This window comes from Noviherbaspirillum sp., assembly GCF_036846085.1.
Taxonomy (GTDB): Bacteria; Pseudomonadota; Gammaproteobacteria; order Burkholderiales; family Burkholderiaceae_D; genus Noviherbaspirillum.
The window spans coordinates 1-8,369 of record NZ_DAIUCO010000237.1 but is presented as its reverse complement, the minus strand read 5'-3'; the positions used below and the strand labels follow the sequence as shown (position 1 = coordinate 8,369).

General features: G+C 57.8%; 7 protein-coding genes. All 7 read left to right on the top strand.

Features of this window, described 5'->3' with window-relative positions; all coding sequences use genetic code 11:
• Positions 1 to 454 (top strand): glycoside hydrolase family 16 protein (locus tag V7080_RS20915; RefSeq protein WP_334190322.1); only part of this gene is annotated, 454 nt, incomplete at its 5' end.
• Between the two features lie 266 nt (positions 455 to 720).
• On the top strand, positions 721 to 1,146 hold the full coding sequence (locus tag V7080_RS20910) for a GtrA family protein (protein WP_334190321.1): 426 nt from the start codon (positions 721 to 723) through the stop codon (positions 1,144 to 1,146).
• A 9-nt stretch (positions 1,147 to 1,155) separates the two neighbouring features.
• A complete protein-coding gene (locus V7080_RS20905; protein WP_334190320.1) occupies positions 1,156 to 2,106 on the top strand; it encodes a glycosyltransferase family 2 protein in 951 nt (316 codons plus the stop codon).
• 278 nt (positions 2,107 to 2,384) lie between these two features.
• Positions 2,385 to 3,935 carry a hypothetical protein gene (locus V7080_RS20900; protein WP_334190319.1) on the top strand — a complete coding sequence of 517 codons (1,551 nt, stop codon included), beginning with the start codon at positions 2,385 to 2,387 and terminating at the stop codon, positions 3,933 to 3,935.
• A gap of 241 nt (positions 3,936 to 4,176) precedes the next feature.
• Complete coding sequence (locus tag V7080_RS20895) at positions 4,177 to 5,742, top strand: hypothetical protein (RefSeq protein ID WP_334190318.1); 1,566 nt, start codon at positions 4,177 to 4,179, stop codon at positions 5,740 to 5,742.
• A gap of 316 nt (positions 5,743 to 6,058) precedes the next feature.
• Positions 6,059 to 7,027 (top strand): glycoside hydrolase family 16 protein, encoded by a 969-nt coding sequence (locus V7080_RS20890; protein ID WP_334190317.1) that lies wholly within the window; start codon positions 6,059 to 6,061, stop codon positions 7,025 to 7,027.
• Between the two features lie 442 nt (positions 7,028 to 7,469).
• Entirely contained in the window at positions 7,470 to 8,204 is a 735-nt protein-coding gene (locus V7080_RS20885) for a glycoside hydrolase family 16 protein (protein ID WP_334190316.1), read from the top strand.
• The last annotated feature ends 165 nt before the right edge of the window (positions 8,205 to 8,369 follow it).

The following is an 8,369-nucleotide window of genomic DNA, read 5'->3' as shown; positions in this document are numbered from 1 at the left end:
CAAGCTGCCGGTCGGCAAGGGCACATGGCCTGCGTTCTGGCTGTACAACCATGACCATCCGGATCCGTTCCGTCCCGAGATCGACATCATGGAAGCGTACGCAGGCGGCGGCCCCGCAAGCTACTGGAGCGATGCCAACTTCCATCCGACCGCCTATGCACCGACAGTATGGAGCGGCGCGCCGGGTGTCCTGGCCGGCTCGAAGATGATTACCGATCTGGGCGACCTGTCCGCCGGCTATCACAAGTACGCACTCAAGTGGGAACCGGGCAAGCAGACGTTCTACTACGACGGCAGGGAAGTCTATACCTTGAACGTCAGCATGCCGGATCGCATGTACGTGATGCTGGACCTGCTGTTCGGCAGCGCCAGCGGCCAGCCGGACAACACCACGCCGACCGGCAAGAACAACTCCTTCGACGTGAAATATGTACGTGTGTGGCAGTTCAAGTAATGCAGCCAACATGATGCGGTAGTCATCACCTGGCGCATGACACGGTAAGAACCTGCCGTGCGAGCCACGCATCAGAAATGAGAAGGCCGGCCGATCAGTCAATGATCGGCCGGCCTTTTTTTGCAGCTGCCGGGAAACCCGGATGGGTCTTGATGCACGCGCACCAGCTTTCGGCGCGGGTGACCCATATCAATGCTGCAACAGGCCATCCGGCCGATACTGCTGGTAGTCAGTCAACCCAGCCGACCGGAACGCGGTCCTTTTCAATGGTTTCAGTAATTCTCAGGCATTCGCTTTTCCGGTTCCTGCTGGTGGGCATTTCCAATACCGTCATCGGTATGGGAATCGTCTATATCGCATGGCGTTTCCTCGGCTGGCCGGACGTCCCGGCCAATGCATTCGGGTACCTGATCGGATTTCTGTGGAGCTACGGCATGAACCGTGTATGGACTTTCAACGACAGCGGCTCCGTCGGCCGCAGCTTCTCCCGCTTTGCAGTAGTGTGCGCATTGGCCTATGCAGCCAACCTGCTGGTGATGCTCGGCACGCGCAACATCATGGGCGACGCCAGTTTCCTGCCGCATATCTTCGGCGCGGTGACCTATACCGGGCTCGGTTATCTCGGCAGCCGGTTCTTTGCGTTTCGCCGCCCGCCACATGCCGGTGATGCCGGACATATCGGACAGGGCTAAGCGGCGGATATGGCATCGATACAGCCCATCAACATTAATCTGATCGTACCCTGCTACAACGAGGAGGCGGTGCTTCCGGAAACCAGCAGGCAACTGCTGGCCATGCTCGGCAAGCTGCAGGTCCAGGGCCGCATCGACGGGGAAAGCCGCGTTACCTTCGTCGATGACGGGTCGCGCGACCGGACGTGGCAGATGATTGAAGAACTTAGCCGGCAGGATGCCCGCGTGCACGGCATCAAGCTGTCCCGCAACCAGGGGCACCAGAATGCATTGCTTGCGGGGCTGCTGTCGGCCCGCGGCGATGTGCTCGTCAGCCTCGATGCCGACCTGCAGGACGACATCGACGCGATCCCGCGTATGCTGGATGAGTATGAGCGCGGCGCCGACATTGTCTACGGCGTGCGCGCGCGCCGGGATACCGATACCGTATTCAAGCGCTGGACCGCACGCGCCTACTACGGCCTGCTGCGCAAATTCGGCGTCGACATCGTCCCCGACCACGCCGACTTCCGGCTGATGAGCCGGCGCTCGCTCGATGCGTTGCGCGACTTCCGCGAAGTAAACCTGTTCCTGCGCGGGATCATTCCGATGCTGGGTTTCCGTACCGCCATCGTCACGTATGACCGCCTGTCGCGATTTGCCGGGGAAAGCAAATACCCGGTGCTCAAGATGCTGGCCCTTGCGCTCAACGGCATTTTTTCGTTCTCGACGGTGCCGTTGCAATGGATCACGGTATTCGGCTTCATCCTGTCGGCCGCATCCATGGCGATCGGCATCTGGGCGCTTTTCATCCGCTTCGCCACCACGCTGGCGATACCCGGATGGGCATCCACCGTGATCCCGATGTATTTTCTTGGCGGCCTGCAACTGCTGGCCCTGGGCATCATCGGTGGCTACCTGTCACGGATCTATTCGGAAACCAAGCAGCGCCCCCGCTTCATTATCGAGAAGTCGATTTGACGAGACAGGTATGAGGTCATGTGCACGGCGTCATGGGGTGCACCGTGGAACTGGAGGGGCAGGGTAGCCGCACATGTCGCGATGAATTGCAAAGAACGGTGTATGTAAATTTTTCCAGTATGGCTTCGCCGGTTAAGTTGTATCAACCTATCTCCCCCCTGTCGCCGCTAGCATTGTAATTTTGGCATGCGCATTGCTTTATCCATGCCTGATGCTGCGATGCAAGCCGCGGCATGGCGCAGCATGCGCCGTCCGAAATCAGCCATTAAAGGGAATCAATGCGAGAGTCGACGTACCGGGTACTGTTCTTGTTATCCATTTTGTGGGGAGCACTCATTTTCTGGGTCGCTCCCCATCCTCCGATGATCGACCTGCCGCAGCACGCCGGCCAGGTTGCCTTGTTGAAGGAAATGATTCTCGGGCAGTCGCCATGGGCCGATCAGTTCCGCATCAACCTGTTTACGCCCTACATCATCGGTTACGGACTCGCCCTGCCTTTGTCGTTCGTGATGTCGGTGGATGCATCCCTGAAGCTGCTGATGTCGCTGTCTTACATCGCCTTCGTCTTCATGTGCGTGAGACTGCGCCGCCAGTACGGCGGCGATCCACGTCTCGACTGGTTCTTCCTGCTGAGCTTCTTCGGTTTTGCCTATACCTGGGGTTTTCTTACCTTTCTCGTCGCCGCGCCGATCGGCCTATGGTTCATCCTATTGACGGAGCGATTTGCAGACCAGAGGACCGCATCGCGGGGCATTGCCCTCATTGCGGTCGGTCTGCTGACACTGGCATCGCACGGCATGATTTTCGGATTTGCCTGGGGCGTCGGCGCCGCGTTGCTTGCGGTAAGAATGAAGCGATTCAAGGCGCTGCTCGCCGCCATCTGGCCATTCGTGATCCTGGCGCTGACTTGCATCGCGTATTTCTGGATCAACCGGCGCATCAATGCCGAACTCCAGATCAATCTGCAGCCGCGCATCGAATGGAATTTCGATCTCATCCGGCGCCTGAAAGCGCCTCTGTACGCGATTGCCGCCGGCACGCAACGAAGTTCGAGCGCGCCATTCTGGCTGCTGGTCGCTTTCATGGCGGCCGTCCCCTGGCTGATGGGCCTGCGCATCGAATGGCGCAATCGTTCCAACTGGGTTGCGTTCGCGATCGTCGTGCTGATCCTCGCTTTCGTGCCGTACTACGCCTACGACTCCTCCTACCTGTATGAGCGGTTTACGCTGTTCCTCGCGCCCGCATACGCATGGATGTTCATCAGCAAATCGCCGGCTGCCGGCGCCACTGGCATCACTGCGGGACGCGGCAGGCTTGCACGTTTTTATGTTCCCCTGATGGCGCTCGTTTGCTGGACGATGCTTGGTGTGCACACGGTGCGTGCCTGGAACTTCGGACAGGAGTCGGCGGACTTCAACGCCGTACTAAGTGCGCTTGAACCTGGCCAGCGTGCACTGTCGCTGATATTCGACCGGCACAGCGAGGCGGCAAACACATATGGTATCTACCTGCATTACCCATTGTGGTACCAGGCCGAAAAGAGCGGCTTCGTGGATTTCAACTTCGCGTGGTTCCCGCCGCAGATCGTGCGTTACCAGCCCCAGCACCTGCCGATGGTGGAGAAGGGCTTCGAGTGGTATCCGGAAGGACTTGACTGGAAGAAGCATGGCGCATCGAACTACCGCTACTTCATCGTGCGTCACCAGGGACCACTGCCGAAAGAGATCTTCAAGGGAGCGGATTGTCCGCCCGTACCGACCGTCACCAGTGGAAGCTGGACGGTATTCGAGCGCAAGGATTGCCCGGTGCTGAAGCAGGCCGGCGGGTGACAATCACCCATCCAGCGATGCGTCCCGGCCTGCCCCAGACTCGCCTTGCCCCGCTTCCTGTCCGATTCACCAATCGCGGGATTGGCTTCACTGCTGCCCACGAACGGCATTTTTCGGGAGTACGGCATCGCATCTTCTAGCCTGCTCTCGCGAACGCCGCCGACCCATTTGCCGCATCGCGCATCGTCGTGCTGGAAGCAGGGCAGCCGCGGAGTGTTGGTATGCCTGCGCGGGCATCACCATGACGAATCATAAGGAAGACTGGATGCAGGAGAGGGGATTCCGGCTGTTGTTCATCATCAGCGCATTGTGGGGAGCACTCATTTTCTGGGTCGCCCCGCATCCGCCCATGGTCGACCTCCCGCAGCATGCAGGGCAAGTCGTTCTTTTGAAGCAGATGCTGCTCGGTCAATCGCCCTGGGCGGATCAGCTGCGGATCAATCTGTTCACCCCTTACATCATCGGCTATGGCCTGGCGCTTCCGCTGTCGTTCCTGATGCCGGTCGCGGCCGCATTGAAGCTGCTGCTCTCGGCGGCCTATCTCGCGTTCGTCTGCATGTGTGTCACATTGCGGCGGCAGTTCGGTGGGGACGCACGGCTCGACTGGCTTTTTCTCCTGAGCTTCTTCGGGTTCGCATATACATGGGGATTCTTCACCTTCCTGATCGCCTCGCCCATCGGACTCTATTTCATCCTCCAGGCGGAACGTTATGCCGCTTCGCCCACGTCGGCGCGCGCTGCGATGGTGGTAGCGATCGGACTGGCGATGCTCGCGTCCCATGGACTTGTGTTCCTGTTCGCATCGACCGTAGGTGCCGCCATCCTCGCTGTTCGCGTCCGATGGTTCAAGCCACTATTGAAAGCCGCCTGGCCATACATGTTGCTCGCAATCGCATGCGGCGCCTACTTCCTGATCAATCAACGCATCAATGCCGGACTGCAGACAGGCCTCGAGCAAGGAACCCGATGGCACTGGGATGCGCTGCGACGACTCCCGCTCCTCTACACGGTAGGGGCCGGCACCCAACGATCACCAAATACGTATTACTGGTGCATCGTCATACTGTTCGCCATGGCGCCCTGGGTCATGGGGTTGCGCATCCAGTGGCGGCGGAAATCGAACTGGATTGCCTTCGCCATCGTGGCGTTGATCATTCTCGCCGTGCCGCATTTCGCGATGAATACGGCATTTCTGTATGAACGCTTTGCGCTGTTCCTCGCGCCGGCCTACGCATGGATGTTCACTGCGAAGCCTTCAGGCGAGACCCTGTCTGCAGCGCAGGGCTCGTCATCATCGCGCCGTACGGGTGTCGTCATCCTGATGGCGGGTGCATGCTGGACGATGCTCGGCGTTCATACCTCGCGGGCTTGGCGCTTCGCACAGGAATCCGCCGAGTTCGACGCCGTGCTGAAAGCGCTGGAACCAAAACAGCGCGCGCTATCGCTGATCTATGAGCGCAACAGCGCAGCGGCCAATACCAATAACCTTTATCTGCACTATCCGCTGTGGTACCAGGCGGAGAAGAGCGGCTTCGTCGATTTCAATTTCGCCTGGTTCCCACCGCAGATCGTGCGCTATCGGCCCGAGCATCTTCCCGCCGTGGCCACGCTATTCGAGTGGCATCCACACACCCTCGACTGGCAGAAACACCGTGCCGTTGAATACCGCTATTTCATCGTGCGGCATGGCGGCAAGGCGCCAGCGATGCTATTCAATGGCGCGGAATGCAAGCCTGTTCCGGTTAGTAGGAGTGGAAGCTGGTCGGTGTATGAACGTCGGCCATGTCCTTCGACTACCGCACCTTGAATGCATAAGAGCATGTAATTCATCCACTGCATTTCATGAACTTGCATCCTTGAAACGCTTCCGCGATCGCACCACCGACTACCGTGGTGTTGACGCAGCGAAAGATTGTTTTCGACGATAGCAGCTTCGTTAGTGAAGTCACGTTGGTTATTCGCACGCATCTTCAGTTGCATCATCTGCATGTAGTTTCCGCTGCTCAATTTTCCCTTCAGAAAAAAAGATGAAATTTCCCCGGAACCATTTTCCGGTGGGAAAACTCTGACCTACCTCTTGCTTGCGAGCATTCTTGAGTTAAGTCATCTGAAAGGAACACGGTTTGAATAACACGACAAACACACGTCTCATCAAGTCCATCATCTCATCTGCTTGTGCATCGCTGATTCTCGCCGCATGCGGCGGTGGTGGCGGCGGTGATACAGCGCCTGATTCCTCCCTCGTCTCCGCATCTTCCGGGGCGATTGTTAGTCCTTCTTCCCATGCCGGCTCAAATGAGACCTTGGCATCGGAAGCGGCACCGACGGAAACAGCTGCAACAGAAACAACGGAAGCAAAGGCGGAACCCGCTACGGAAGAAGCCGCTCCGGGTCCATTTGGCCAGAATGCCAATGATTACCGCATGACGTTCTCGGACGAGTTCGAGAATGGTTTCAACACCAGTGTATGGAATGACACTACCTGGGACAAGCCGGCACCGGAGACAGTCAACTACGCGGTGGAAGACGGTTCGTTGAAAATGTGGCCGGCGCGTGACCCGCAGGGCAATTTCGTCGCCCGCGTGATCGATACCGACGGCAAGTTCTACCAGACCTACGGCTACTACGAAATCGAAGCCAAGCTGCCGGTCGGCAAGGGCACATGGCCTGCGTTCTGGCTGTACAACCATGACGAGCCGGGCAATTTCCGCCCTGAGATCGACATCATGGAAGCGTATGCCGGCGGCGGTCCTGCAAGCGGTTGGTCGGATGCCAACTTCCACCCGACGGCCTATGCGCCGACCATCTGGACCGGTGCACCCGGCGTCCTCGGCGGAACCAAGATGGTGATGGACCTTGGCGACCTGTCGGCCGGCTATCACAAGTACGCACTGAAGTGGGAACCGGGCAAGCAGACTTACTACTTCGACGGCAAGGAAGTCTACTCGGTCAACCTGGAAATGCCGCGCCGCATGTACCTGATGCTGGACCTCCTGTACGGCAGCGCGAGCGGCCAGCCGGACGACTCCACGCCGACCGGCAAGAACAACTCGTTCGACGTGAAATATGTACGTGTCTGGCAGTTTAAGTAACTCACGACAAGATCGATATGCGGCAGACGCCGTGAGCGAATCGATACAGATTTATTTGCAGTAATCTTGATGCCGCCCTAGTGATAGGGCGGCATTTTTTCTTCTCCGCAACATCACTTCGGCAGGTTATTTCATTCCCTCCGAAGATGATCAGCCGCAATAGCTGACCGTACGACAACGATATGATGGATGCTCCTGATGATATGGCCGTGTTGGCCTGTCGACCACATCTGTATCGAGGAGAACCGTCTTGCACCTACCGCGATTGCATCGATTGCATCTGACGCTCCGGCCAGCGGGCGCATATTGTGTCTTTGTCGCCATGTCGCTTGTCGCTTGCGGTCAGGATACCAACGCCAACGTTGTCAGTGATGATGCATACAAGGCCATTGCAGCGAGCGCTTCGGAATCTCCAAAACCATCGAAGAAGCAAGCCGACAAGGTGACGCCAGAAAAAAAGCCCGGTCCCTATGGCCAGAATCCGGACGACTATGTGCTGACCTTCGCCGATGAATTCGAAAACGGTTACAACCCGGCGATATGGAACGACACCACATGGGACAAGCCCAGTCATCCGCAAAAGAATTATGCGGTTGAAGGCGGCATGCTCAAGATCTGGCCGGAACGGGACGCCAACGAACAGTTCATTCCGCGGGTTCTAGACACCGATGGCAAGTTCTATCAAACCTACGGCTATTTCGAAATCGAGGCCAAGCTGCCAAGAGGGAAGGGCCCATGGCCTGCGTTCTGGCTCTACAACCACGACGACACCAACGGTACCTTCCGTCCCGAGATCGACATCATGGAAGCCTATCCCGGCGGCGGTCCGGAAAGTTACTGGAGCGACGCCAAGCTCAATCCCACCGCCTATGCCGTCACGATCTGGACGGGGCAGCCGAAGGTGAAGGGCGGCGAGAAGATGCTGATGGAGCTCGGAGACCTGTCATCGAAGTTCCACAAGTACGCGCTGAAATGGGAGCCGCACAAGCAGACGTTTTATTTCGACGGTAAGGAAGTTTATTCGGCGAAGGTGAGCATGCCGCATCGGATGTATGTTCTTCTTGACGTGCTGTACGGGAGTGCGAGCGGGGATCCGGATCATACGACGCCGACGGGGAGGAAGAATGCGTTTGAGGTGAAGTATGTGAGGGTTTGGCAGTTTAAGAAGAAAAAATAAGTTTTTTTGTGGTGCGTTTTCTTCGGTGATGCAATGCGTTTAGTTCTTCGATCAGACTAGCCGGGACTGGCCCCGGCGGGCCACCTACTTTTTTGCTTCGCCAAAAAAGTAGGCAAAAAAGGCGACCCCGTTATCGCCGCCCCTTCGGGGTACCCAAAAGTGACA

What these genes read in the sequence shown, in the direction of transcription:
- V7080_RS20910 (WP_334190321.1), top strand. Translation starts at nt 721, where the DNA reads ATGGTTTCAGTAATTCTCAGGCATTCGCTTTTCCGGTTCCTGCTGGTG.
- V7080_RS20905 (WP_334190320.1), top strand. Translation starts at nt 1,156, where the DNA reads ATGGCATCGATACAGCCCATCAACATTAATCTGATCGTACCCTGCTAC.
- V7080_RS20900 (WP_334190319.1), top strand. Translation starts at nt 2,385, where the DNA reads ATGCGAGAGTCGACGTACCGGGTACTGTTCTTGTTATCCATTTTGTGG.
- V7080_RS20895 (WP_334190318.1), top strand. Translation starts at nt 4,177, where the DNA reads ATGACGAATCATAAGGAAGACTGGATGCAGGAGAGGGGATTCCGGCTG.